Source organism: Loktanella sp. PT4BL (assembly GCF_003201935.1).
GTDB lineage: Bacteria > Pseudomonadota > Alphaproteobacteria > Rhodobacterales > Rhodobacteraceae > Yoonia.
Genome location: NZ_QJJL01000004.1, coordinates 90,721 through 113,956 on the forward strand (window position 1 = coordinate 90,721; position 23,236 = coordinate 113,956).

The window sequence follows — 23,236 nt, forward strand, 5'->3', positions numbered from 1 at the left end:
CGAACCAGAGAGTGAACACACCATGAAAATCGGTATCTTGCAGGCGGGCCATGCGCATGAAGCCCTCATGCCAACGACAGGTGACATTGCCGTTCAGTTTGAGCGTATGCTTGAAGGCAATGGTTTCGACTTTGTCACTTATGATGTCGTGGATATGGTTTTTCCTGCGTCCATTCACGTCTGTGATGGTTGGCTGATCACGGGCTCCAAGCACGGTGCATATGATGATCTCGCTTTTATCGCCCCGCTGGAGAATATGATCCGCGAGATTTACGCCGCCGATATCCCTCTCGTGGGTATTTGCTTTGGCCACCAGATCATTGCGCAGGCGCTTGGCGGAAAAGTCGAGAAGTTTAAAGGTGGCTGGGCAGCAGGCCGAACAACCTATGACTGGAACGGTGAAACCTTGGCGCTGAATGCCTGGCATCAGGACCAAGTCATCGAACGGCCAGCCGATGCGACTGTCTTTGCTACAAATGACTTTTGCCAAAACGCGGCTTTGGTCTACGGCAATCGCGTTTTCACCACACAACCACACCCCGAATATGGGGCGCAGTTCATGGGGGGGCTTGTCGAATTTCGTGGCAAAGGCGTTGTCCCTGACGATCTGTTGTCCCAAGCTCATGCAAACCTTGACAAACCTGTCGACAATGCACGGATCGCGGCACAGATCGCCAAGTTCTTCAAAGAGCGCACGGTGGCTTAAGGCCCTATGAACCCGCTTTATCGCAACGACCGCCCCGGCGTATTGCCCGATAGCTGGTATGTCGCATCAACTGATATCCCGCCCGAACGCCCCCCGCTGAAGGGCGAGGTCACGACCGATGTGTGCATCATCGGCGCGGGCTATACCGGTTTGTCCGCGGCACGCCATCTGGCGGCGAAAGGTCTGGATGTCATCGTGCTTGACGCGCATCGCGTGGGCTTTGGTGCCTCGGGGCGCAATGGCGGACAGGTTTGCAGCGGCTATGACAAGGACCAGTCCACGCTGATCAAACATGTGGGCCGCGACCATGCCAAGGCACTCTGGCAATTGGCCGAGGAGGCCAAGGCGGACCTGCGCAACCTCTGCGCCCAAATTCCCGAGGCGCGTTACACAGCAGGGTTGGTCCACGGCACGGTGACTGCCAAAGAGGCAGAACACGACGCCGCTGAAGTGGACCTGTTGGCGCGTGAATACGGCTATACGGACGCGCGCATGTGCGACACCGATGAAATTCGCGCACTGGTGAAATCCCCGCGCTATCACAGCGGTCTGCTCGATATGGGCGCGGGCCATATCCACCCGCTGCGCTATGTTCTGGGCTTGGCACGCTTGGCCGAGGCGGCGGGAGCGCGGATTTACGAAGGCTCCGAGGTGCATCAGATAACCAAGGGCGACCCTGCGATTGTCGCCACGAACAAAGCCCGCATCAAAGCCCGCCATGTCATCCTTGCAGGCAACGGCTATCTGCCCAATCTGGAACGCAAGGTGGCCGCGCGGGTGATGCCTTTGAACAGCTTTATCAGCGCGACCGAACCGCTGGGCGACCGTGCGGCAGAGATCATGGGGCAGGATGTGGCCGTCAATGACAGCCAATTCGTGGTGAATTATTTCCGCCTGTCCGAAGACGGACGACTGCTGTTTGGTGGGCGTCCAAGCTATCGCATCGGATTTCCGCAAGATATCGCGACCGTGATGCGCGAACGGATCGCGGCCGTCTTTCCCCAGCTCAAGGGCGTTAAGATTGACTACGCGTGGGGCGGCACTTTGGGCGTCACGATCCCGCGTTTGCCGGCGGTGGTGCGCGTTGCACCCAATATCGTCTCTGCGGGCGGCTATTCAGGTCATGGCGTCGCGCTGTCGGGGCTTGCAGGCAAAGTCATGGCCGAAGCCGTCGCAGGACAGGCGGGCCGGTTTGACACGCTGGCCGGTATCAACGTGCCGCCGTTTCCGGGCGGTACTGCATTCCGCGCGCCCCTTCTGGCACTGGCAATGACATGGTATTCCATGCGTGACCGCTTGGGGGTCTAACCCTGCTCTGCTTTGACGGATAGGTCCTGCAAGACCTGCATCGCTTGCGCGGAGGGATGCGCCGGTACAAATACATGGTCATGGTAAAGTGCGGCTTCAACAGCCGCCCTCGCTGACGTGAGGCTACTTGCCCAGCTTCGAAAGCTTTTCCTGCAATGCGGCAAGCTGGTCCTTGATCTCGCCCAGATCGTCGCCGTCTTTGTCCTCGGTGCCTTCTTTTTTGCCCGCCCCCGACATCATCCCTCCGGTCATCGCCTTGAAGAATGCTTCTTGCTGGGCGCGCATCGCTTCAAACCCGGGCATATTGGCGATCGGGCTGGCCTTGCCGATATTTTCCATCGCCTTTGTCTGGCCTTCGCGCAGCATGTCAAAGCTTGCCTGCAGGAACTGCGGCACAACGGACGCGGCCTGGCTTGTGTAGCTGCGCACGAGATCGGTCAGCACATCTACCGGCAAAACGCTTTCACCACGGCTTTCGTGTTCCGCAATGATCTGCAACAGATATTGGCGCGTCAGGTCGTCGCCAGATTTCAAATCAACGATCTGCACCTCGCGCCCTTCACGGATAAATGCGGCGATGTCTTCGAGGGTCACATAGTCGCTGGTCTCGGTGTTGTAGAGACGGCGGCTTGCATAGCGTTTGATCAGCAGCGGTTTGTTGGTGTCGGCCAAGAAACGTTCCTCCACAGAGATGTTGCAGTGCAGAGAAGCCTATGCCGCGTATGCGCAAAAAGAAAGCAAATTGCGCAAAACAAAAAACGGCCCGCGAATGCGGACCGTTTTGTGAAAATCAAACCCTCAGGGAGGCAAGGGTGATTTTATATTCGCTTACTTCGCAGCAGCAGTTGCCTTCTTGGCAGCAGCTGTCACTTCGTCTGTTGCTTTCTTCGCAGCAGCAGTCATCTCTTCGGACATGTCTTTGCCAGCGGCAAGAACCAGTTCCATTGTCTGTGTCTGAACTTTTTTCGCGATCTCAGCGAAAGCAGACATGTGCTCGGCAGCAGATTCAGCAGAAGCAGATGCGAAGTCTGTCATTGCTTTTGCATAGTCAGCAGGCTCGGCCTTTGCTTTGGACATGGCTTCGATTTTTGCCAGTGTGTCCTTTGTCCATTTTGCAGACAGCTCGGCAGATTTGCCGGCAGCGTCGATTGCAACGGCGGACATTTTTTCAGCCAGGGCAGTCTGGTTCTTGAACTGCTCTTCCATTGCTTTGGTGTCGACAGGAAATGCGCCTGTCATGTCTTTGAAGATCGCTGTGAAGTCTTGTGCTTTAGCAGCCATTGTCGTCGCCTTTCGGTTTGTCGGTGCGGTGTATTCCGCGCTAATTCGATGACACCAATATGCATGCTGCGGTGCAGCATTTCAAGTACTTTCTCTGCACTGCAGCATATTTTTTCTGCAGGTGCATATTTATGAGAAATTTGAACTACTTATTGATCACATAGGTCCCCGGTGCGGGCGCTAACACCGGGTGATCGTCATCTCCGACGCTCCTGGCAGTGACTTTTTTGCCCGATTTTTTAGACAACCACGCATCCCAGCGCGGCCACCAGGACCCTTCATGCTTCTCAGCACTTGCAAGCCAGTCATCCGCCGTCAGCCCGAGCTCGGGGTTGGTGTAATGACCGTATTTGTTCTTGCTGGGCGGATTGATGATGCCCGCGATATGCCCGCTCTCGGACAGGATGAACGTCTTATCCTTTGATCCCATCTGCTTCACACCGGTATAGCTGCTTTTCCACGCGGCGATGTGGTCCGTCTCGCAGGCGATCGCGCATAAGGGGACAGAAACATCTTTGAGATGCACCGTTTCGCCCGCGATCTCGAAACCTGTGGTCGCGAATTTGTCGCTCTGGCACAGCCCGCGCAGATACTCGACCGCCATACAGGCCGGAAGATTGGTACCGTCACCGTTCCAGTAGAGCAGATCAAAGGCCGGTGGTGCTTTGCCCATCATATAGCTCTTGATCGCAGGTCCATAGATCAGGTCGTTTGAGCGCAGGTAGGAAAAGGTGCGCGACATGAAGAACGAGTCGAGTATGCCGTTTTCGCGGACCTCATTTTCGATCCCGTCGACGAAATCATCATCAAGAAACACCCCGACCTCACCCCGATCCGAAAAGTCGGTGAGCGTGGTAAAGAATGTCGCGGCATTCACCGAAGTGTCCTTGCGTTTCTTCATCAATGCCAGCGTGAGGGCCAGCGTGGTCCCTGCAATGCAGTAGCCCACGGCATTCACTTTCTTCACACCGCATATCTCTTTGACCTCTTTGATCGCGGTCATATAGCCCTCATCGACGTAGTTGGTCATCGAGGTTTCGCGATAGCCTGCATCGGGGTTCACCCAGGAGACAACAAAGACGGTATACCCCTGATCCACTGCCCATTTGATCAGGCTGTTTTGCGGTTTGAGGTCAAGGATATAGAATTTGTTGATCCACGGCGGAAAGATGATCAGCGGGGTTTCGTATACTTTCTCTGTCGTTGGCGTATACTGGATCAGCTCGAACATATGGTTGCGGTAGACCACCGCACCCGGTGTTGTTGCGAGGTTCTCACCCAGCTTGAACGCTTTCTTGTCGGCCAGGGTGACCACAAGGTCGCCGTCGTTGGCCTCAAGATCCGCGATCAGGTTTTCCAGCCCAGCAACAAGGCTCTCGCCCTCGGTTTCAGCCGCCAGCGCCAGCGCCTCGGGGTTGGTGGGCAGAAAATTTGTCGGGCTGATCATATCAATCAATTGCTGGCTGAAATAGCGCAGCCGCTTCTTTTCCTCAGAATCAAGCGTGTCGATATCATCAACCGCCTGCTGCACCGCAGAAGCGTTCATTAGGTACTGTTGCTTGATGAAATTGAAATAGGGGTTGGTGTCCCATAGCTCGTGCGAAAACCGGCGGTCTTTGGGGGTTTCATCCGTTGGCGGCTCAAGCTTGCCCTGCGCCAGAAGGTGCTGCGCTTCGACGTAGTGCTTGACCGATTTGCCCCAGAATTCGAGCTGGTGCTCGATCAGCTTGGCGGGATTATGCATCATTTCAGTCATATAGGCTGTCGCTGCCTTGACGTAGAGCTCCTGACTTGGGCCTTGCAGCGCAGGGGCCACAGAGCGGCCCTGCGCCATCACCTTCAACAAACGTTGAGTGAGCTCCTCAACCCGCGCAAGATTGGCCTCGAGTTTTGCAACATTCTCGCCAACAGACTCTTGCGCTTCTAAATCGTTTGTTGTCATTTTAACGTCCTTGTGCATATGCTGCAGGTGCAGCATGTGCTGCCCCTACCATCGGAGTTCGAATACATGAAGTATATGATGACCTACGACCTGATGGAAAGCATGCGCAACACCAATCAGTGGTTTGGATCAACGGCGCGCGCTTTTGCATCCTACCCGATGATGTCATGGGGCGCGAACCCTGCGATGGATTGGCTCAAGGCATGGGGGGAAGTCACAGAGCGCACTTTTGCACGTATGGTCGCCAAGCCTGACTGGAATATTCCGGTACAGACAAATCTGGATGGCACCGATATGGTTGTGACGACCGAAGTGGTTGTTGAACGCGCCTTTGGTGATCTGATCCGTTTCCGTGTCGGCACCCGCCCTGACCGGACCCGCAAAGTTCTCTTGGTGGCCCCTATGTCGGGGCACTACGCCACACTTCTGCGCAAAACCGTTATCAGCCTGCTGCCCGATTGCGATGTCTATATCACCGACTGGCACAATGCCCGCGACATCCCTGTCAGTGAAGGCAAATTCGATATCGAGGATTACACCCTCTATCTGATGGATTTCATGCGCGAGATGGGCCCGGACACGCATGTACTGGCAATCTGTCAGCCTGTGCCGCTTGCACTTGCGGCAACTGCTTATCTGGCAGAGCTTGACCCGGATGCGCAGCCGCGGTCGCTCACCCTGATCGGTGGTCCTGTCGATCCAGATGCAAACCCCACCGAAGTCACCGATTTCGGACGCTCTGTCACCATGGGGCAGTTGGAACAGACCATGATCCAGCGCGTCGGTTTCAAATATTCAGGCGTGGGCCGCATGGTCTACCCCGGATTGCTGCAGCTTGCGTCGTTTATTTCAATGAATGGCGAGACCCACGCCAACGCCTTCCGCGATGAAATTATCCGTGTCGCAAAAGGCGAGGCCTCGGACCACGACCGGCACAACCAGTTCTACGACGAGTATCTTGCTGTCATGGATATGACCGCCGAGTTCTATCTGTCGACGGTCGAGCGCATCTTCAAAGGCCGCGAAATTGCGCGCAATGAATTTGTGGTTGCCGGTCACAAGGTGGACTTCAGCAAGATCACGACCGTCGCGGTCAAGATCGTTGAAGGCGAAGACGATGATATCTCGGCCCCGGGCCAATGTCTGGCGGCACTCGATCTGCTTACCGGTCTGCCCGACAGCAAGAAGGCAGCGCATCTTGAGCCCGGTGCGGGCCATTACGGGATCTTTGCCGGGGGTAGCTGGCGCAACAATATCCGGCCACTGGTTCTGGATTTCATTGATGCCAACGCCGAAGGGCCAAAGGGCAAATCCGGCAACGTCGTCGCGATCAAGTAACCGTGCCTGCCGGCGCTGCCGGTCGCAGCATCATGGGTTGCTTCATCCAGCGCTGTAACGCGTCTGTTGTGGCATCGGGTGCCTCAAGTGTGGGCAGATAGCCCGCGCCTTCGATGATTTCCAACTGGGCGTAGGGGATCAACTCGGCCAGAAACTCATGGCGCTTCAGCTGATACTGCCCGTCATGGCGTCCACAAATCACCGCCGTTGGCTGCAGGACCTGACGCAATGTGCCCTGTTGGTCCTTGCGGCGCTGCAAGGCGCGCGCCTGCTTGATATAAATCTCGGGGCCCAGCGCATCGCCCATAGCCGTCAGTTCGCGCACCAGTTCAACCTTGTCCGTGGACGGGGCCATCCATGTCGAATTGATCTCATGCTGCAGGACATCTTTCCAACGGCCCGCGCGGGCGGCAATGATGTGCGGCTCGCGCGCGGCAGCGGCCTCGGGTGTGTCGGCTTGCGGGCTTGTGCTGATCAAGGCAATCCGCGTGACGCGGTCTGGCGCCCGCCGGATCACTTCCATTGCGACCATCCCCCCAAAGCCCATGCCACAAAGCGCAAACTTTGGCGGCGACCAGCTGAGGATCTGGCTTGCGATCTCTTCGATCCGCTCGCCACAGGTGGGGGGCGCAATCATGACGGCATGCGCCTGCGACATCACCTGCATTTGCGGCGCAAAAACCCGCGCGTCAGATAACATCGCAGGGATCATCACCAGCGTTTCACGCGGCATTGTGTAAAAGCCCTAACAAACTGCTCAACCTTTATAGGTTTTTTAACACTTTGGCGTGGGAACTGTTGTTCTGCAAGTGTTTCAGCGCGCGCAGAGCCCATGCACCCAAGCGATAACCTGCCGAGCGAGCGGTTCAGTCTGGCCGGGCGAGAAGATATCTCCTGCCATCACATGCCCCATCGCATCGTCTGCGGGCGTTTGTGCCAACCGTACAACCTCTGTTTCCGCCCCCCAGCGTGCAATAACCTGACGGGTATCATCAGGATGCACCACCTGATCGGCTTCGTTGAAGCAAAAGAGCGCGGGCGTCTGGATGATCGCGAGGTCCGCCTTGCGCACAGCACGCACTGCATCAGCCATGACATGGACCGCCGCGATCGGCACATTCAGCGTCCAGTAGGCAGCATGGCCTGCATTGATCGGCTTGATCTTGCGCGAGGCCCCGGCGACATACTTGGCCCAATGCCGTGCGGCGGGCAGATCGAGCAAGCGCTGCACCACACGGTTGCGCAGCCCAAAGTTGGGCGAGACATGGACCATTGCTTTCACCTGTACACCCTCGGCCAGCGCAAGCGTCGCCAAGGTGCATCCGGTGGAACAGCCCATGATGATGACTTCCTCCCCCAGGGTTTGCGCAATTGCAATGGCCTCGGCCACGTCACGGCGCCAATCGGCCAGCGTCGCCTGCCCCATTGCATCGCTATCCTGCCCATGGCCCGTCAACCGCGTAAAATGCAGGTTTGCGCCCAGCGCTTTGGCCACCAGATCGGGCAGCGGGCGCAACTCCTGCCCTGTTGCCGAAAACCCGTGAACATAAAGCACCGCCATTCGCGTGCGCGTGGCGGGCGCACCCGCCCAGATGATCTGCTTTTCACAGCCTGCGCGCAGGTTGGGCACCTGTGCCTCTGCCGCGGCAAGTGTGGCCTCTATGGTCGCCAAATCAGGCAAGCGCACGTCCAGCCATGGGGCGGTAGATCACCACCAGTCCAAGGATCGCCACGATTAGGATACCAGCCGGAATGAGCGTGATTGCCATTTGCAATGCCCGCAGCGCATCTGCGGACTGCGGCACCACACCACCGGTGGCCTCTTGCCAGCCCGCCGCCGCCAGTGTCAGACCCAATACCGCAGGGGCCACTGCATTCGCCAGCTTTTGCCCGAAGAGCCAGACCGCCGAAAATGCCCCTTCGATAGCCACACCGCTGTCGCGGCGGGTGATGTCCATCAGATCAGGGTAAATGGCCCAAGGAATTTGCTGATAGGCCCCGTTTGTCATGCCTGCCAATACGAACATACCTGCGATGACGGTCACATTGACCGAAGGCAGCATTGTATAAAGTGCATAGAGCAGGACCACGTAGAGACTAAGGCCCAGCACCAGTGCGCCCACTTTGCCAAGCCTGTGAGAAAGAAGCACCCAAACGGCCTGACTGAGGATTGAGCCGACAACGAACGCCGCGAACATCAAGCTGAGCGTAGTCAATGCGGCGGCTGCCCCCGAGAGCAGCGTGTCACCGCTGTCGATAATCAGATAAAGCGCTGCAAAAGGCAGCCCTGCCGTAATCATCGCAATCGCCAGTGTCATGACACCGTAAAGCAGGACCAGAACCACAAAGGCCTTGTTGGCAAAGACCAGCCCGAACATGCCCGTCAGGTTCACTTGTGCTGCCTGTTCAACCCGTGGTGCCTTGCGGATCGACCAGAGCGACAGCCAGACCGCCCCGATCATCAGCGGTGTAACTAACAGGGCCGCCATCGCATAGCCCATTGATCCCGCCAGACCGGGGATCACAGCACCACCGATCAGAATACCGATGCTCGCAAATGCCATGCGAAACCCTGTCATCGCAGAGCGTTCCCTGGGATCTTGCGTGATCTCGCCCGATTGCGCGCCATAGGGTATGGCCACCATGGTAAAACCGATTGTCGCCACCACAAAGAACGCCACCACCCACGCCAGATTTGCGCCCATGCCGAGACCTGCAGGGACCGAAAACAGCCCTACCATGCCCAAAGACATCACCAAGACGCCAAAAAACATCCATGGCGCACGCCGTCCAAAGCGGCCTTGGGTCCGGTCGCTCAGATAGCCTACAAGCGGATCGGTAATCATATCAAAAACCAGAACGGCGGTCGTAACAAACCCTGCGATGCCAACAGGCACCCCCAGATAAGCCGTCAAATAGGTCAGAACAAGAAGTTGCTTGACCACAACAAAGACGACCACGCCCATGTCGGCCAGCCCCCAGCCTGCCTTTTGCCCCAACGATAGCGCCATACTGTCCCCTCCCACGGGTTTGCGGCAGAGTAAGCAGAGCCTTCGTTTTTCCCAAAGCAGAACGTAGCGTCAGTCGTAAGGTGGGTTTTAACCCACCTGCCCCAAGACATCCTCGACCGCCGCCACGATGAGATTGAGACAGGTCTCGTCCGAAAACCTGTGATCAGCCCCTTTTACAAGCGTCAGCCGCATATCAGGGCCCTCGGCATGGTCCAACAGCCGCAGGGCCACGGACATATCCACATCGGCATCGGCCGTGCCCTGCAAAAACCGCACCGGAAAAGGCAACGGCAGCGGATCACGCAAGACCAGACGGGTGCGGCCTTCTTCGATCAGACGGCGGGTGATGATGTAGGGCGCGCCGTACTCCGAAGGCAGGGCCACCTGCCCCGCCATCAGTTCGGCCTTCTGCGCATCCGAAAACCCCGCCCACATGCTGTCTTCGGTGAAATCGGGTGCCGCGGCGATGGTCACCAAACCCGCAACCCGCTCGGGCATCGCCCGTGCGATCAGCAGGGATATCCACCCGCCCATACTGGACCCGACCAGCACAACCTTGCCCGCTAGCAGCCCGAGGGCCGCGCAAGCATCCTCGAACCAGTCACCGATCGCACCGTCGGTAAACGCTTCGCTGCTTTCGCCGTGACCCGAGTAGTCGAACCGCAGGAATGCACGGCCCTGCGCGCGGGCCCATTCCTCGAGAAAGACCGCTTTGGTCCCGCCCATGTCGGACTTGAAGCCGCCAAGGAACACGACAGCAGGGCCGGTCCCGTCGGTCAGGTGATAGGCGATCCTGCGCCCCTGTGGTGTGACAAATTCATAAGGCATTTTGCACGTCTTCCAAGCCGGTTGCGATCAGGCTTGCAAGAAAACACATCGCTGCAAAAAGGCCAATCACCAAGGGCACGCTGTAGGCAGCGAGCGCTGCAAAAAGCGCCCCTGCCGTCAAAAGCACGACACCGACGATCGTATTGGACACTGCTGTATAGCTGGCCCTGACGGCTGGATCGGCCATATCCACCAGATGCGTCGAACGTCCCTGCCGCACGCCGTTATAGGCAATCATGATCCCGAACAGCATCACAGGGATCACACCTGTCACCGTACTGATGCCGATAAGTTCAAGGACAACAACAAGTGCCAGCATGCCGCCTCCCGCTGCGCCGGCAAGCCGCAGCACGGTCGCTGACGAGCGATCCGACAGCCGCCCCCAGACATAGGACGACAGTAACGATGCCACCGCCGACGCCAGCACGAGAACGCCCAGCTGGCCCAGTGCGCTATCGGGTTGCAACATCACCAGATAGGGCGGCGCAAGCGCTGTTCCCACAAGCAGGCTGCGCACGATGATAAAGCGGGTCAGCTGCGGGTCGTCGCGCAACAGCGAAAACTGTGCGACAGCATCTGTACCTTCGCCTTCCAAGGCTACTTCCCTGAGTGTGGAAAACAGCACTGCCGCGCCAACCCACAGGCAGGCCGCGAGACTGATCGCCCCGATCACCAAAGAGTAGCGCCCACCAACGCCCAACACCAAAATCAGCGCAAAAAGGATCACGCCGACGGCAGCGGCAGAACTGGCAAAACCGGTTGCCGTTCCACGGCGTGATTTGGCAACGGTCTTGCCCAGCACATCCTTGTAGCTGGCCGAACAAACCGAGCGTGCCAGAGCCAGCAGCGCCAAGAGGCCTACAATGGTCGCCCCCGCCGCAGCCCCCTCCAAAGTCAGAGCCGCCAGAACGATCAGCGCCGCAGCGATGCCTTGCACAAATGCGCCACCGGCCCAGAACCATTTCCGGATCTTGCGGCGCGCGATGACCGGCGCCGTCCAGAGTTGCGGCAAAAGCGCGCCCGCTTCACGCACGGGAACAAGCAAACCAACCCAGAACGCGCCAGCGCCAAGGTTGGTCAAAAGCCAACTCAGCACCAGTTTCGGGTCAATCAGGCCATCCGCAATCTTGGACGCACTCAGCGAGAGAATATGGCGCAGAAAACTGCCCGGCTCGGCCTTGGCCGCAGCTTCAGGCAGGTCCGTGTCGTCGCTGGACCCGTTCGTTAGTGTGGCAAATAGTTTTTGGGATAGTGTCTGTGTCATTGTGCTCTCCGGCCCAATGACCTAGCGCGCCGCGCATGGGTTTCACGCAGAATGCCTTTAGCCGGTCAGCTTAGCCGCCGACATAGACAGCTTTTCTCGGACGGTAAAAGATCTTCTGGTCGTGCAGACGGCCCAGCAGTTCTTCGTTTTCGCGCTGGTCTTGCTCAATCACGCGGATCGATTCCAGATGCGCCGGATTTTCTTCCGTCAGCGCCAGACGCATGCGGGACAATTCGCGGCCACGGGCGCGCAGCGCCTCTTCGATCATTTCGACATCGCGAATGCTCAGATCAAACGTGCGATTGTAGCTTGGCATGGACTTACCCCAACATCTAGGTTTCGGATCGGAAACTCATGTCGTGTTTACCGCCATTTGTGTCGCAGTCAACGTATATCTGGGTATACAAATCATGAGGCAAACGCAAAGTGCTTGACCTCTGCGCACCGCGACGCCATGAAGCGGGCAGATATAACCCGCAACCGGGCGTTTTGTAGGCGCCAAACAGACGAGGAGCTTGCCCAGAGATGGCACAGATTTCCCTGACATTCCCCGATGGTAACAGCCGCTCATATGAGGCAGGCGTCACAGCCGCCGATGTTGCCGCTGATATTTCCTCCAGCCTGCGCAAGAAGGCGATCAGTGCGACCGTCAATGACCAGCACTGGGACCTGCAGTGGCCGATTGAAGCCGACAGCAGCATCGCCATCAACACCATGAAAGACGAAGAACCCGCGCTGGAACTGGTCCGCCACGACCTCGCCCATATCATGGCGCGCGCCGTGCAGGAAATCTGGCCCGAGACCCAGGTCACCATCGGCCCTGTGATCAAGGATGGCTGGTACTACGACTTTGACCGCAAGGAACCCTTCACACCCGAAGACCTCGGCGCGATCGAAAAGAAGATGAAAGAGATCATCAACAAGCGTGATGAGGTCCGCACCGAGATCTGGGAGCGGGATGTCGCGATCCAGTATTACAAGGACCGTGGCGAGCCTTACAAAGTCGAGTTGATCGAAAGCATCCCCGGCAATGAGCCTCTGCGCATGTATTGGCACGGTGACTGGCAGGATTTGTGCCGTGGCCCGCATTTGCAGAATACAGGTCAGGTGCCGGCCGATGCGTTCAAGCTGATGTCGATTGCGGGCGCCTATTGGCGCGGCGACAGCGACCGCGCGATGCTGCAGCGAATCTATGGCTGCGCCTTTACCAATAAAGAGGGGCTCAAGGCGCATCTGCATATGCTGGAAGAGGCCGCCAAGCGCGACCACCGCAAGCTGGGGCGCGAAATGGACCTGTTCCATATGCAGGAAGAGGCACCGGGTCAGGTCTTCTGGCACCCCAACGGCTGGACTGTTTATACAGAACTGCAGGACTATATGCGCCGCCAGCAACGCAAGGGCGGATATGTCGAGGTGAACACCCCGCAGGTCGTGGACCGCAAGCTTTGGGAAGCCTCTGGTCACTGGGAAAAATATCAGGACCACATGTTTATCGTGGAAGTCGATGAGGAACACGCCCGTGAAAAGGCCGTCAATGCGCTCAAGCCGATGAACTGCCCCTGTCACGTGCAGATTTTCAACCAAGGCCTGAAATCCTATCGCGACCTGCCGCTGCGTATGGCCGAATTCGGGTCGTGCAATCGCTATGAACCGTCTGGCGCACTGCACGGGATCATGCGGGTGCGCGGATTTACACAGGATGATGGCCACATCTTCTGCCGCGAGAGCCAGATTGAAGAAGAGACCGCCGCATTCATCGCATTCCTGAGCGGGATCTACAAAGACCTCGGGTTCGAGAGCTTTAAAGTAAAGTTCTCTGACCGCCCCGAAAAACGGTCGGGTTCAGATGAGGTCTGGGACAAGGCCGAAGCCGCCCTGCTGGCTGCCACCCGTGCTGCAGGCATTGAGCCGGAACTGAACCCCGGTGAAGGCGCATTCTATGGCCCCAAGCTGGAGTTTGTGCTGACCGATGCGATTGGACGTGACTGGCAGTGTGGCACCCATCAGGTGGACTTTGTGCTGCCCGAGCGGCTGGATGCGACCTACATCGGCGAAGACGGTGCCAAGCACCGCCCTGTCATGCTGCACCGCGCGACGCTGGGATCGTTCGAGCGATTCATCGGCATCCTGATCGAAGAACACGCAGGCAAGCTGCCGTTCTGGCTGGCACCCCGTCAGGTGGTTGTGGCGACGATTGTCTCCGATGCCGATGACTATGCGCTTGAGGTCGTGGCCGCATTGAAGGCGGCTGGCGTCAGGGCAGAGGCGGATCTGCGCAACGAGAAGATCAACTTCAAGGTCCGCGAACACTCGGTCGGCAAGGTGCCGGTCATTCTCGCACTTGGCGCGCGTGAAGTCGAAGAACGCACAGTCACCGCGCGGCGGCTGGGCGAGAACAAAACCTCTGTAACATCTCTGACCGAAATTGTTGCAGAGCTGGGTAAAGCGGCCACGCCACCTGACCTTTTGTAACATTCCAGCGCTGGAAGCTGTAACAAACCCGCCGATACCCCCATCGGCGGGTTCTTTGTTTTTTATAGAAAATTACGGATGCGGCAGGCTGTCGCAGGCAAAAACAGTCTCACGTCACCTCACGCGGGCGCGATGCACAGCCCTGTGAATAGCGCGCAGGCGAGATTGGCCGCTAGGGTTTGGTCATCGCCGAACACTGGCGAGAGATTATTGCTGACCCAACTCAAGGAGATTTTTCATGTCCAACACTACAAAAACACTTTTCCTCGCGAGCGCCGTTGCCACCGCTGTTGCCGGCCTTGCAACAACTGCCGCAGCACAGGAAAACGTAAAATGCTTCGGCGTCTCGCTGGCTGGCGAGAACGACTGCGCCGCAGGTCCGGGCACGACATGTGCGGGCACGTCTACCGTTGACTACCAGGGCAACGCCTGGACGCTGGTCCCTGCCGGCACTTGCGAAACCATGGAACTGCCTGCAGCTGACGACGGCATGGCACGTATGGGTTCACTCGAAGCCCTCGACCGCGATCTGCCTGCATAAGCTGACCAAAGCGTAAGGTGGAACCTGTTCCACCTTACGTCTCCTCCGCCCTAAGGTGCCTTGCCATGTTCGACGCCACACAAAACCCCACCCTGCCCGCACGTCCCGGCGTGGGCTACAAGCCCCAGCATTACAGCGACATCATGGACAACCCCGGGCCGCTCGGTTGGCTGGAAGTTCATGCCGAAAACTATATGGGCGACGGCGGCCGCCCGATTGCGCAACTCCGCCACCTCGCCGAACGCTTTCCCATCTCTGTCCACGGCGTGGGTCTGTCGATCGGTGGCGAAGGGGCACTGGATGCCGACCACCTTGCCCGCCTCAAGCACCTGATTTCATGGCTCAACCCTGCCAGTTTCTCTGAACATCTGGCGTGGTCCACGCACGACAGCCATTTCTACAACGACCTGCTACCACTCCCCTACACCCCCCAGACGCTCGACCGTGTCGCCTCTCACATCAACCAAGTCCAAGACACGGTCGGGCGCCCCATGTTGCTGGAAAACCCCTCCAGCTATCTGGCATTTGCCGAAAGCACGATGTCGGAGACCGATTTTCTGCGCGCACTCACACAGCGCACAGGCTGCGGGCTGCTGCTGGACGTCAACAACGTCTTTGTCAGCGCCACCAACCTCAAGACCTCACCACAAGACTATATCGACGCCTTCCCGCTCGCCGCTGTTGGCGAAATCCATCTCGGCGGACATGACGAGGATGAAGACGAAACAGGTGCGCCCCTCCTGATCGACAGCCACGGCAAAGCGGTGGTTGATCCGGTTTGGGCCCTGCTGGATTACACTTTGGCCAAATGCGGGACCAAACCGCTCTTGATTGAATGGGATACGGATGTGCCGGAATGGGCCGTTCTGTCCGGTGAAATCGCGCGCACCGACCGCGCGCTGGCTCTGGCGGCATCATGACCGTCACACAAGCCGCTTTCAGGGCCGCGATGCTTAATCCGGCATCAGCCGTCCCCGCTGGCATCGTCAACCCCGATGGCAAAACCGCCAGCAAACGCTTTGACGTCTATCGCAACAACGTGGCCGTTGGCCTCTCTGACGCGCTCGAGGCGGCATTCCCGGTGGTGCGCAAGCTGGTCGGCGATGAATTCTTTCGCGCGATGGCTGGTGTTTACCTGCGCCAGCATCCGCCCAAGACCCCGCTGATGATGTTCTACGGTGACGCGATGCCCCGGTTTCTGGCCCGCTTCAAACCAACGCAATCCTTTAGCTATTTGCCCGATATTGCCCGCATCGAGCTTGCCATGCGCCATGCCTATCATGCCGCTGATACAGCACCGATTGCAGCCGAGGCGCTGACGGCTCTCGCGCCCGATGCGCTGATGGGTGTGCGGCTCCGCATTGCTCCTGCCATACAGACGATCAGCTCAGACTATCCAATCCACGCAATCTACCGCGCCAACACGGAACCCGACGCACCCAAACCGGTGATGCGGCCCGAGGCTGTGATGATCGCACGGGCCGGTTTTGATCCGACATTGCATCTGATCAATGCCGCCGCTGCAACCTGCATTGATGCGCTCAAAGCGGGGGAAACCCTGGGTCAGACCATCGCGACCGCAGATGACAGTCTTGATCTGGGTGCTGTTCTCGGGTTGCTTCTGACGCAGGGCGCTGTGACTGAAATATACTGAAAGGCCCATTGCAATGACCACTATGCCGCTTTCCCAGTTGGCCCAGCCGATCAACCGCTTTGGCGATGCGATACTACAAATCCTCGCACGGCTGGTTTTTGCCGGTGTCCTGCTGATCTATTATTGGAATTCAGGTTTGACCAAACTGGGCGACGGAATTTTCGGGTTTCTGCAACCTTCGGCCGGGGCCTATGTTCAGATCTTTCCAAGAGCGATGGAAGCGGCAGGCTATGATACATCGCAACTCACAGTCTTTCACTGGGCGGTAGCGACGGGCGGCACAATTGCAGAGTTTCTCTTGCCTCTCTTGATCGTGGTCGGCCTGCTCACACGTCTGGCGTCCATCGGCATGATCGGCTTTATCATCATGCAATCCCTGACGGACCTTTTCGGCCATGGCGGGATCAGCCACGAGGGCACATTGGGCGCGTGGTTTGACCGTATGTCCGATGCGCTGATCCTTGATCAACGCGCGTTCTGGGTGCTTTGCCTGATGATCCTGGTGCTGAAAGGCGCAGGCGCGCTGTCGGTGGACCGTCTGATCTTCAGAAATGCGCCTTAGGCTCGTCGGGTTTGCCCGCCGCAATCGCGAGCAAGCCACCGAGTGCCACAAAGCCGATCGGGAACATCGTCCCCACATTGAACCCGAAGGCCGCATAGAAACAGAACGCACTGACCAGCATCAAAACACCGCCCCAAAGGGCGCGGGCCTTGGCCATAGCGCCACCGGCAATCGCCAGAAGGGGTGCGATAAAGCTGGCAAAACGGATAAAGCCCGGGTTCTCAAGAAAGCCGAAAAGCTCGCCCACCTCGGAATGACGCTCAGACAATTCGGCATATCCATAACCGAACAGACCAACAAGAATGCCAATCAGACCACCGATGAGGCCAAGTACGCTTGCGGCGTTGCGCATTGTTCGTCTCCTTACTGCTCAAATCATCACATAAGCAGTCAAACGTCAGTCGCCAAGGTATTTTGCCTGAACATCCGCTTTCCAGCCGATTGTCCATACACCATCCACGTCAATCACAGGCCGTTTCATCAGTGTTGGATGTGCGGCCAGAAGATCGGCAGGGTCTGCGTCCTTTTCGGCATCTGTCAGACCGCGCCATGTGGTTGAGGCGCGATTGATCGCGGCATCACCGAACTGCGCAACAATGGCGCTGCGATCCGCGTCCGAGACTCCATCGGCGCGTACATCAACAACTTGTGGGGTGTGTCCAGCCGCAGCCAGCGCCTTAAGCGCTTTTCGACATGTATCGCACGACTTTAAACCAAAAAACCGCATTTCGCCTCCATTTTCAGCAATAAATCACCGGATAACGCCGATGCGACCTTGTGTCATTTGCCTTTTGCACAAAACCTATAATTCTAAAAGGACAAGGCGAAGGGAAGTCCGCTGATCGCGGGGCCCAAGACCTGCCCAACCCTACGGGGTGCGATAATTTAAGGAGAGCGGAGCATGCCAAGTGGCACCGTAAAATGGTTTAATACGACAAAAGGCTACGGGTTTATTGCGCCCGACGACGGCGGCGTGGATATTTTCGTCCATATTTCAGCAGTGGAACAATCCGGCCTGACCGGGCTTGCCGACGACCAGAAAGTCACCTTCGAGTTGATCGAAGGACGTGACGGGCGCAAGATGGCGGGCAATATCGCCAAGGCCGAGTAAAGCAGTATTCCGCAATGTAACGCAGGCAGGCCGGTTTGGCCTGCTATTCGCGTTTGTTCTGCTGCATGCGGCTGCGGACAAGTTCCATGACATCCGCAGACTGCATCTCTTTCTGCACGCGCGGCGCGGCCTGGGCTGTGGCGGCCAGATGGGCGTCCATGGACATGTCAAAGGCGTTCTGGGCATCGTTTTCGCGGGCGACATGGTTCAGGAAGGCCAGCGCGCCACCGGCGCATTGCAGGCTGAAAGCCCATAGATAAAACAAGATCAACAGGGCCAGAAACACGCCCGTTTCGAGCCCGAGCAGATCAAGCAGTTCCGCGCCTTCCATCGTCTCGACCTGGCTCGCCGCCATGGCCAGAGCCTCGCCAAACCCGAGCATGAAGCAGAACAAAACCACAATCGGCACAGCAAGCCCCCAAAGCACGTAGGACAAAATCGTCAAGGGCAGCAGGGACCAAAACGCGCTGCCAAATCCGTAGAAGGGCGTATGGGCGCGACCGCTGGGGTCTGCGCCGATGCTGGCACCGGCAAAGGGTGTCAAAAGGGCCGCACGCAGCCCGACGACGAGCAGGGCACCCACCGCGAAAATAGTCACCGTGATGACGGGGCTGACCGACATAAGCTGTTGTAACAAAAGGTCTTCGTCCATTTCGACCAATTGGCCGAGGTCCTGCCATGTCAGCGGTGTCGCCATCACGTAAACCGCACAGCCCAGCGCCACGATCAAGAGCACGCAAAGCGCCTCGAACAGACCATAACCGACGGCCGGAAGTACCAGCCCGGCGGCGGAGTTCCGCACGCTGGCGCCGCGCGCGCGCAACCCCAGACGCGTCCCCACCATTGTGGGCAGGACACTGGCGCCAACGGCGAAAAAGCCCATCAGCATGATGGATACAAGCGGTGCGATAAAGGCCGTCACGAAGACCAGAAAGCCCGCAACGATGCCCAGCATGATCAGGGCGATGGTCATGAAAGGGAACACCAGTGCCAGCCGCCACAGGATGTTAAAGGAGAACGGGATCGCACGTAAGAAGGTCAAGGCAATGCTCCTGTCAACCGCTGTTGCCCCGACTATGGCGGCAGTTGCTGCGACATGGAATATAAACTTTTGGACCCGTCCCGATGTGTGGCTTTGCTGCGCCGCGCGGGCGCGGACGGGGCTGTGACGCGCAGGTGTTCATTATCAGGGGATACTGGGCTTCGGGGCGTATGATTTGCGTACACAACCTGTACACAGCCTGTACATACAAATGTCCGCCGGTTGGGGGGTGTTGAGACAGTATTAACCAAGCCCGCGCGATGATGGCGCATGTCCAGCTATCGCCGCCCCAGACGCGCGGGGGCCACCGTCTTCTTTACCGTGAATCTGGCGGACCGGTCGTCGAATTTACTCGTGCGCGAGATTGCCATTTTGCGGCAGGCCGTCGCACAGACGCGGGCGGCGGGGCCGTTCAAGATCGACGCTTGGGTCGTGTTGCCCGATCACATGCATTGTGTGTGGACCTTGCCCGCAGGGGATGCGGATTATTCGGGCAGCATGGGTGAAATCAAAGGACGCTTCACACGCATGGTCCGTAGGTCGGGGCCCGCCCCGACAATCCGGTGGGTGATGTGGGGTGTCGGGGTGGGAGTCGGGGCAGGCCCCGACCTACGGCGTGCCAACACGAGATCAAAAGACAATTTTTTTACTTGCATTAGATGCAATTGCTGTCCCCCCTGTAGCTTCCTCGCCCTCTTCTATTATTCTCGCAATTCTGTCTTCAGATCCATTCATGCTTCTAAGATCGCAGGACATTTGGATGCAAGTTCCATCAAAGGCCCACGGATGGTGAGTTATGTTGCCACCCTTCAAGGTCAGGCCATTTGATACCGATCCCAGCATCAAAAAGCGCAATTTCAGCACGATGTTTCTGCGGCCAGAATTGGCCAAAAATTACAACAACCGACGACTGGCTATGCTCAGCAGCATTACGAAGCATTTCTCTGATTGAGTAAGAGATGACATCGAATACAGGACCGTTATCTTCCTGCATCAAGACCTTTGTTAACTCAGCGGCCTTTTCGACCATTATTTCAGCATAGGGTCGATCACCGGATGCCTGCTTTAGATCATCTATATCTAAAAAAGTAATTGGAATGTAATTGGGTGAACCAAGTGCCTGACCCGGCTCGTTCCCACGTTGAAACCCACAGTAGCGAAAGAAACCAACATGATCGGCGTATCCGCGAAACGACGTCGGTTTGCTGTACGCCGTAATCTTCGATCCCCTATTATTGCGTATTAAGTTTCTAATCTCACGTCCCAAGATCAGCATTGGAAGCGGCTCACCGAACTCGCAACTAGAGAAATGAATCGCACATTCTTCATCAGCAGAAAGCTGAATACTTGACAAACCTAGCCCCAAGACGGAGGAAACCGTCGTAATACTCGACGGTATAGTAATGGTTCTGATCAATTATCGGATATCCTTGCGAAAATGATCGCGCCTTGCAGCGCCAGCACCTTTAGCTTCAACTATTCGTTAAGCGGGGTCGTTAAAAACCCCTTCAAACTCCCGCCATTCCCCCTTGCTCATCCCGGAGGTCTCTTGCGTGACCTCTTCACCCTTAAGCATACGGCGCACGCAGTCAATCGCCTTTGACGAGAGTGTGGCGCCGCCCATGCGGTAGTCCTCAAACGCGCCGTAGGCGGCGGGCACCCAGTCGGCGACGACTTTGCAGATTTCTTCCGCATAGACGCGGATTTCATATTGGGCGTGGCTGTCGGCGCGCAGGCGCAGGAAGTGGAAGAGGTTATGCAGGTCGACCTTCCAGTACCATTGCGTATAGATGTTGGCAGGCAGGTTCATGCGGGCGAGTTCGCGGGCGAGGCCCTGTTGGCCGTCATCCGAGATCATCTCGGCGTAGTGGTCATAGCAGCGCGCGGCGTCGCCTTTGAGGTATTCCAGCACGCGGGCGGCCTCTTCGCCGGTCAGCGCCTCGCCCCTGCCCTGATTGTTGATCACCGATTGCGCGGCGAGTTTGTCGGGCGCGGGGATGTAGAATTCGCGGTCGAGGATCGAGTAGCGCGCGGAGTATTCGTTGACGTTGGCGGTCCGGTGCCGGATCCACTGGCGGGCGACAAAGACGGGCAGTTTGACGTGCAGCTTGATCTCGCACATCTCGAAGGGGGTCGAGTGCCAGTGGCGCATCAGGTAGCGGATCAGCCCTTCGTCGTTCTGCACCGATTTGGTACCCTTGCCGTAGGACACCCGCGCCGCCTGACAGATCGCGGCATCATCGCCCATATAGTCGATCACGCGGATGAACCCGTGGTCGAGCACGTCGTAGGCTTTGTAAAGGTGCCCTTCCATGCCTTCGGACACGGCGCGCAATGTGGGTTTTGCATTGCTGCGGAGTGTGTCGATTTCGGCCTGTTGGTCTGGGGTGATGGGCATGGCGTGTCTCCGGGCTGGCGGTGAGTCGGGATGATGTTGCGCCACTATAGAAAATGGCGGCCTGCGACAAAACCATATATAGTGGTTGGGTGAACGATTATATCAACAGATGTGTGTTGACATGGCGGGGCGGGCCGAAGAGCTTGGCGTCATTGATGATGCGGGCGGCCTCGCAAAACAGGTTGACAGGTTGCGTGGATAGAGGACCAGCGTATTGAATTTCAAGGTTTTCGCAGTGGTTTTCGCGCTGGCCGGTTCGGGCCTGGCAGCACAGCAGAGCGTGAATGTGCCGCTTGATCAGGCATCTTCCGTTGCCGCACAGGCCCTCGTCGCAGGAGATGCCGCATTGGCCCTGCAGATTGCAGAAGCCGTTCTGGTCCAGCGTCCCGATGACCGCACCGCCCTGATCGTTGTCGCGGCCGCAGCCCCGCGGCTGGGCGACGCCGCGCGCGGCCGTGCCGCAGGGGCGCGCGCCTTTGCCGTGTCCCAAAGCGATGCCCAAAAATACGAGGCCGCCCGTCTGACCGCCTTGGCCGCTGCAAATGACCAGCGCTACACCCTTGCGACCTTCTGGTTGCGCCGCGCCCTGACGGTCGCGCCGAATGAGCAAGAGCGCAACCGCACCCTGAATGACGCCCGTGGCGTGACCCGTCTGAACCCGTGGTCCACAAACCTGTCGTTTTCGCTCGCGCCGTCAAACAACGTGAATGGCGGGGCCGAGGACGAAGCCTCGACCGCACCCGGCAACCCGACGGGCACATTGTCAGCCGATGCGCAGGCCATCGCGGGATGGCGCGCAGTCCTTACTTTCAACACCAGCTACCGGTTGCACCAATCGCGTGAGAGCCGCACGACCGTCGGCGCACAGTACCGCGCAACCCGCGTGCGCATTACCGACGACATCGACATCCCTGACGAGACTTTTACAACTGATTATTACGAGCTCTCCCTGCGCCATGAGCGCGTGTTGGAAAACGGGACACTCACCCTGCGTGCCGCGCGTGCACTTTACAGCTATCGCGACCTTGATGGTCCATCAGGTGCACAGGTTCTCAACGACGAACAATATGACATCTGGCGATTGGGCATCGACCGTCGGGTGCCGTTGAATGCGCAGACCGCGTTGTCGTTTTCAGTTGGTCGGGAATGGCAGGAATACCAGAATAGAGGCATTGGTGAGGTCAACCGTGTGACGCTTGGCACCGGCTTTGTGCACCAGCTTGCAAGCCGCGACCGGATCGGTGGCAACATCACAGTGGTCGATAGCAAAGGTGACAGCGTGAACTATACTTCGCAGGATCTGACACTGAGCGGCAATTATCGCTGGGCCGAACCCATGGGCCCGATCATTCTTGGCCTGGGTGGGGGATTCCGCTGGAGCGATTATCCTGACTACAACCTGTTGTTTGCCGTGACAGGCGGGCGTCAGGACCGCACGGTGTTCGCCAATGCCGATATCGGATTTCCCGAGATATCCTATGCGGGCTTCACCCCCGGTTTGCGGATCGACGCAAGCCGCACGGACAGCAACGTCAGCCGTTTTGACCGCACATCATTTTCAGCGAGCCTGACGATTTCATCGCAGTTCTAGCATATCTGGGAGGATGGTGCTGTGAGAGAGGATTGAACTCTACAATATGATAACAAAATCAAAGTATTAAGTATTTTTTTGTAACGGTGTAACGGCCGGAAAAACGTTCTCAATGAGACTACTCTTGATCGTAATCGTATCAACTACCAGTACAAGAAACCCGCAGAGGTGATCCGGCGGGTCTGGC

25 protein-coding genes are annotated in these 23,236 nt (G+C 57.8%); 11 read left to right on the forward strand and 14 right to left on the reverse strand.

The features are described from left to right. Positions 1–22 precede the first annotated feature (22 nt). Complete coding sequence (locus C7964_RS14350) at positions 23–706, forward strand: type 1 glutamine amidotransferase (protein ID WP_110280355.1); 684 nt, start codon at positions 23–25, stop codon at positions 704–706. A 6-nt stretch (positions 707–712) separates the two neighbouring features. Continuing rightward, on the forward strand, positions 713–2,014 hold the full coding sequence (locus C7964_RS14355) for an NAD(P)/FAD-dependent oxidoreductase (protein WP_110280356.1): 1,302 nt from the start codon (positions 713–715) through the stop codon (positions 2,012–2,014). 123 nt (positions 2,015–2,137) lie between these two features. Here C7964_RS14355 and phaR read toward each other — a convergent pair whose 3' ends face one another. The 3 genes from phaR to phaC form a co-directional block, all read right to left on the reverse strand. Next, positions 2,138–2,686: a polyhydroxyalkanoate synthesis repressor PhaR gene (phaR, locus tag C7964_RS14360; RefSeq protein WP_110280357.1), complete on the reverse strand. Its 549-nt coding sequence runs from the start codon at positions 2,684–2,686 to the stop codon at positions 2,138–2,140. A gap of 156 nt (positions 2,687–2,842) precedes the next feature. Next, entirely contained in the window at positions 2,843–3,295 is a 453-nt protein-coding gene (locus C7964_RS14365) for a phasin family protein (protein ID WP_055296594.1), read from the reverse strand. Positions 3,296–3,440: 145 nt separating this feature from the next. Then, the gene (gene phaC, locus C7964_RS14370) at positions 3,441–5,237 is read right to left on the reverse strand and encodes a class I poly(R)-hydroxyalkanoic acid synthase (RefSeq protein WP_110280358.1); all 1,797 of its coding nucleotides are present in this window, start codon (positions 5,235–5,237) and stop codon (positions 3,441–3,443) included. Between the two features lie 66 nt (positions 5,238–5,303). Here phaC and phaZ point away from each other — a divergent pair, with 66 nt between their 5' ends. Continuing rightward, positions 5,304–6,575: a polyhydroxyalkanoate depolymerase gene (phaZ, locus tag C7964_RS14375; RefSeq protein ID WP_110280434.1), complete on the forward strand. Its 1,272-nt coding sequence runs from the start codon at positions 5,304–5,306 to the stop codon at positions 6,573–6,575. Here phaZ and C7964_RS14380 read toward each other — a convergent pair. From C7964_RS14380 to C7964_RS14405, 6 genes are all read right to left on the reverse strand, one after another. Then, positions 6,568–7,308 carry an alpha/beta fold hydrolase gene (locus C7964_RS14380; RefSeq protein WP_110280359.1) on the reverse strand — a complete coding sequence of 247 codons (741 nt, stop codon included), beginning with the start codon at positions 7,306–7,308 and terminating at the stop codon, positions 6,568–6,570. The genes phaZ and C7964_RS14380 overlap by 8 nt on opposite strands. A gap of 81 nt (positions 7,309–7,389) precedes the next feature. Continuing rightward, positions 7,390–8,256 carry an alpha/beta hydrolase gene (locus C7964_RS14385; protein ID WP_146214868.1) on the reverse strand — a complete coding sequence of 289 codons (867 nt, stop codon included), beginning with the start codon at positions 8,254–8,256 and terminating at the stop codon, positions 7,390–7,392. Further along, positions 8,249–9,586 carry an MFS transporter gene (locus tag C7964_RS14390; protein WP_110280361.1) on the reverse strand — a complete coding sequence of 446 codons (1,338 nt, stop codon included), beginning with the start codon at positions 9,584–9,586 and terminating at the stop codon, positions 8,249–8,251. The genes C7964_RS14385 and C7964_RS14390 overlap by 8 nt, the downstream gene beginning before the upstream one ends. An 87-nt stretch (positions 9,587–9,673) precedes the next feature. Next, complete coding sequence (locus C7964_RS14395; RefSeq protein WP_110280362.1) at positions 9,674–10,414, reverse strand: alpha/beta hydrolase; 741 nt, start codon at positions 10,412–10,414, stop codon at positions 9,674–9,676. Then, positions 10,404–11,678 (reverse strand): MFS transporter, encoded by a 1,275-nt coding sequence (locus C7964_RS14400; RefSeq protein ID WP_110280363.1) that lies wholly within the window; start codon positions 11,676–11,678, stop codon positions 10,404–10,406. The genes C7964_RS14395 and C7964_RS14400 overlap by 11 nt, the downstream gene beginning before the upstream one ends. A gap of 70 nt (positions 11,679–11,748) precedes the next feature. Next, a complete protein-coding gene (locus tag C7964_RS14405) occupies positions 11,749–11,994 on the reverse strand; it encodes a hypothetical protein (RefSeq protein ID WP_110280364.1) in 246 nt (81 codons plus the stop codon). A 209-nt stretch (positions 11,995–12,203) separates the two neighbouring features. On the opposite strand from C7964_RS14405, the gene thrS reads away from it, so the two are divergent. From thrS to C7964_RS14430, 5 genes are all read left to right on the forward strand, one after another. Further along, positions 12,204–14,150, forward strand: coding sequence for a threonine--tRNA ligase (thrS, locus tag C7964_RS14410; RefSeq protein ID WP_110280365.1), 1,947 nt, complete (start codon positions 12,204–12,206; stop codon positions 14,148–14,150). Between the two features lie 238 nt (positions 14,151–14,388). Further along, positions 14,389–14,691 (forward strand): BufA1 family periplasmic bufferin-type metallophore, encoded by a 303-nt coding sequence (locus tag C7964_RS14415; RefSeq protein WP_110280366.1) that lies wholly within the window; start codon positions 14,389–14,391, stop codon positions 14,689–14,691. 65 nt (positions 14,692–14,756) lie between these two features. Beyond that, on the forward strand, positions 14,757–15,611 hold the full coding sequence (bufB, locus tag C7964_RS14420; protein WP_110280367.1) for an MNIO family bufferin maturase: 855 nt from the start codon (positions 14,757–14,759) through the stop codon (positions 15,609–15,611). Beyond that, the gene (locus C7964_RS14425; protein WP_110280368.1) at positions 15,608–16,345 is read left to right on the forward strand and encodes an HvfC/BufC N-terminal domain-containing protein; all 738 of its coding nucleotides are present in this window, start codon (positions 15,608–15,610) and stop codon (positions 16,343–16,345) included. The genes bufB and C7964_RS14425 overlap by 4 nt, the downstream gene beginning before the upstream one ends. Positions 16,346–16,358: 13 nt before the next feature. Then, entirely contained in the window at positions 16,359–16,907 is a 549-nt protein-coding gene (locus tag C7964_RS14430; protein ID WP_110280369.1) for a DoxX family protein, read from the forward strand. Here the strand turns inward: C7964_RS14430 and C7964_RS14435 are convergent. Both C7964_RS14435 and C7964_RS14440 read right to left on the reverse strand, forming a co-directional pair. Then, positions 16,891–17,259 carry a hypothetical protein gene (locus C7964_RS14435; RefSeq protein WP_110280370.1) on the reverse strand — a complete coding sequence of 123 codons (369 nt, stop codon included), beginning with the start codon at positions 17,257–17,259 and terminating at the stop codon, positions 16,891–16,893. The two genes, C7964_RS14430 and C7964_RS14435, sit on opposite strands and share 17 nt — an antisense overlap. A 45-nt stretch (positions 17,260–17,304) precedes the next feature. Further along, a complete protein-coding gene (locus C7964_RS14440; RefSeq protein WP_110280371.1) occupies positions 17,305–17,634 on the reverse strand; it encodes an arsenate reductase family protein in 330 nt (109 codons plus the stop codon). Between the two features lie 174 nt (positions 17,635–17,808). Between C7964_RS14440 and C7964_RS14445 the strand changes: the two genes are divergently transcribed. Beyond that, entirely contained in the window at positions 17,809–18,018 is a 210-nt protein-coding gene (locus C7964_RS14445; RefSeq protein ID WP_110280372.1) for a cold-shock protein, read from the forward strand. A 43-nt stretch (positions 18,019–18,061) separates the two neighbouring features. Here the strand turns inward: C7964_RS14445 and C7964_RS14450 are convergent, their stop codons facing one another. Next, entirely contained in the window at positions 18,062–19,060 is a 999-nt protein-coding gene (locus C7964_RS14450; RefSeq protein ID WP_110280373.1) for a hypothetical protein, read from the reverse strand. Between the two features lie 270 nt (positions 19,061–19,330). Here C7964_RS14450 and C7964_RS20400 point away from each other — a divergent pair, with 270 nt between their 5' ends. After that, complete coding sequence (locus C7964_RS20400) at positions 19,331–19,888, forward strand: REP-associated tyrosine transposase (protein ID WP_502693570.1); 558 nt, start codon at positions 19,331–19,333, stop codon at positions 19,886–19,888. Here C7964_RS20400 and C7964_RS19760 read toward each other — a convergent pair. Together C7964_RS19760 and thyX are read right to left on the reverse strand one after the other, a co-directional pair. Then, positions 19,833–20,477, reverse strand: a complete 645-nt coding sequence (locus C7964_RS19760) for a hypothetical protein (protein ID WP_146214869.1) — start codon at positions 20,475–20,477, stop codon at positions 19,833–19,835. The two genes, C7964_RS20400 and C7964_RS19760, sit on opposite strands and share 56 nt — an antisense overlap. Positions 20,478–20,543: 66 nt before the next feature. Continuing rightward, positions 20,544–21,458 (reverse strand): FAD-dependent thymidylate synthase, encoded by a 915-nt coding sequence (thyX, locus tag C7964_RS14460; protein ID WP_110280374.1) that lies wholly within the window; start codon positions 21,456–21,458, stop codon positions 20,544–20,546. Between the two features lie 214 nt (positions 21,459–21,672). Here thyX and C7964_RS14465 point away from each other — a divergent pair, with 214 nt between their 5' ends. After that, a complete protein-coding gene (locus C7964_RS14465) occupies positions 21,673–23,049 on the forward strand; it encodes a surface lipoprotein assembly modifier (RefSeq protein WP_110280375.1) in 1,377 nt (458 codons plus the stop codon). Positions 23,050–23,236: the final 187 nt, after the last annotated feature.

What these genes read in the sequence shown, in the direction of transcription:
- C7964_RS14350 (WP_110280355.1), top strand. Translation starts at nt 23, where the DNA reads ATGAAAATCGGTATCTTGCAGGCGGGCCATGCGCATGAAGCCCTCATG.
- C7964_RS14355 (WP_110280356.1), top strand. Translation starts at nt 713, where the DNA reads ATGAACCCGCTTTATCGCAACGACCGCCCCGGCGTATTGCCCGATAGC.
- C7964_RS14365 (WP_055296594.1), bottom strand. Translation starts at nt 3,295, where the DNA reads ATGGCTGCTAAAGCACAAGACTTCACAGCGATCTTCAAAGACATGACA.
- phaC (WP_110280358.1), bottom strand. Translation starts at nt 5,237, where the DNA reads ATGACAACAAACGATTTAGAAGCGCAAGAGTCTGTTGGCGAGAATGTT.
- phaZ (WP_110280434.1), top strand. Translation starts at nt 5,304, where the DNA reads ATGAAGTATATGATGACCTACGACCTGATGGAAAGCATGCGCAACACC.
- C7964_RS14380 (WP_110280359.1), bottom strand. Translation starts at nt 7,308, where the DNA reads ATGCCGCGTGAAACGCTGGTGATGATCCCTGCGATGTTATCTGACGCG.
- C7964_RS14390 (WP_110280361.1), bottom strand. Translation starts at nt 9,586, where the DNA reads ATGGCGCTATCGTTGGGGCAAAAGGCAGGCTGGGGGCTGGCCGACATG.
- C7964_RS14395 (WP_110280362.1), bottom strand. Translation starts at nt 10,414, where the DNA reads ATGCCTTATGAATTTGTCACACCACAGGGGCGCAGGATCGCCTATCAC.
- C7964_RS14400 (WP_110280363.1), bottom strand. Translation starts at nt 11,678, where the DNA reads ATGACACAGACACTATCCCAAAAACTATTTGCCACACTAACGAACGGG.
- C7964_RS14405 (WP_110280364.1), bottom strand. Translation starts at nt 11,994, where the DNA reads ATGCCAAGCTACAATCGCACGTTTGATCTGAGCATTCGCGATGTCGAA.
- thrS (WP_110280365.1), top strand. Translation starts at nt 12,204, where the DNA reads ATGGCACAGATTTCCCTGACATTCCCCGATGGTAACAGCCGCTCATAT.
- C7964_RS14415 (WP_110280366.1), top strand. Translation starts at nt 14,389, where the DNA reads ATGTCCAACACTACAAAAACACTTTTCCTCGCGAGCGCCGTTGCCACC.
- bufB (WP_110280367.1), top strand. Translation starts at nt 14,757, where the DNA reads ATGTTCGACGCCACACAAAACCCCACCCTGCCCGCACGTCCCGGCGTG.
- C7964_RS14425 (WP_110280368.1), top strand. Translation starts at nt 15,608, where the DNA reads ATGACCGTCACACAAGCCGCTTTCAGGGCCGCGATGCTTAATCCGGCA.
- C7964_RS14430 (WP_110280369.1), top strand. Translation starts at nt 16,359, where the DNA reads ATGACCACTATGCCGCTTTCCCAGTTGGCCCAGCCGATCAACCGCTTT.
- C7964_RS14435 (WP_110280370.1), bottom strand. Translation starts at nt 17,259, where the DNA reads ATGCGCAACGCCGCAAGCGTACTTGGCCTCATCGGTGGTCTGATTGGC.
- C7964_RS14440 (WP_110280371.1), bottom strand. Translation starts at nt 17,634, where the DNA reads ATGCGGTTTTTTGGTTTAAAGTCGTGCGATACATGTCGAAAAGCGCTT.
- C7964_RS14445 (WP_110280372.1), top strand. Translation starts at nt 17,809, where the DNA reads ATGCCAAGTGGCACCGTAAAATGGTTTAATACGACAAAAGGCTACGGG.
- C7964_RS20400 (WP_502693570.1), top strand. Translation starts at nt 19,331, where the DNA reads ATGTCCAGCTATCGCCGCCCCAGACGCGCGGGGGCCACCGTCTTCTTT.
- thyX (WP_110280374.1), bottom strand. Translation starts at nt 21,458, where the DNA reads ATGCCCATCACCCCAGACCAACAGGCCGAAATCGACACACTCCGCAGC.